We start from the raw sequence: 615 nt of genomic DNA on the forward strand, positions 1-615 counted from the left end.
ACCTTTCAGCAATATTCGTTACAACACTTACTGATAAGAAAACGTAAAAAAATTTCGATTTGAAACAGGATGCTAACATAACCGATGCTTTTGCTATGAAAACCTTGGTTAAATCCGGATGTAAAGGGGAGTTTTGTAGCAATTTGGTGCTAATTTATCCAATCGAACAATTCATGAATCTGATGGCTACTGAGGAGTAATTTTGGGCGGTTTAAAACGTGAATCCTGCGAGGTAAGCAGAGCCTGTTGCGAAGGAAAAAGTAGGGAAGGATAAGAAACGCCCCAACGGTGAGGGGCGCTTGCATATTCAATTTACATCGAACGTTGAGGTCTATTTCCTTAGCTCAATTTCTGACTCTACCGCATTGGTTTCGATGTCAGGATTTGAAGACAACTTATCTGTCGCCCAATCGTTCATGTGTTTTAGGATTGCTTTAAGCGCATGCTTTTGCGTTGGGGTGTCACCAGCTTGAACATCTAGTTTTTCTTTTGGGTGTGACCCTGTCGCATCTTCGGCAACGTGTAGCCAATCTGGATGCCAGTAGTAAGGCTGTCCTGATGGCACACTCCACGTATGTACGCCATTGGTCTCGCCTTTATATTTGATGTCATTCT

At 42.6% G+C, this 615-nt stretch carries 1 protein-coding gene; it reads right to left on the reverse strand.

Translation table 11 applies throughout. The features are described 5' to 3' along the window. Positions 1–331 precede the first annotated feature (331 nt). Positions 332–615: hypothetical protein (locus R7O13_RS28530; protein ID WP_318305415.1), on the reverse strand; the 284-nt coding region annotated here is incomplete at its 5' end.

The sequence above is a fragment of the Vibrio sp. Y176 genome (genome assembly GCF_033438945.1).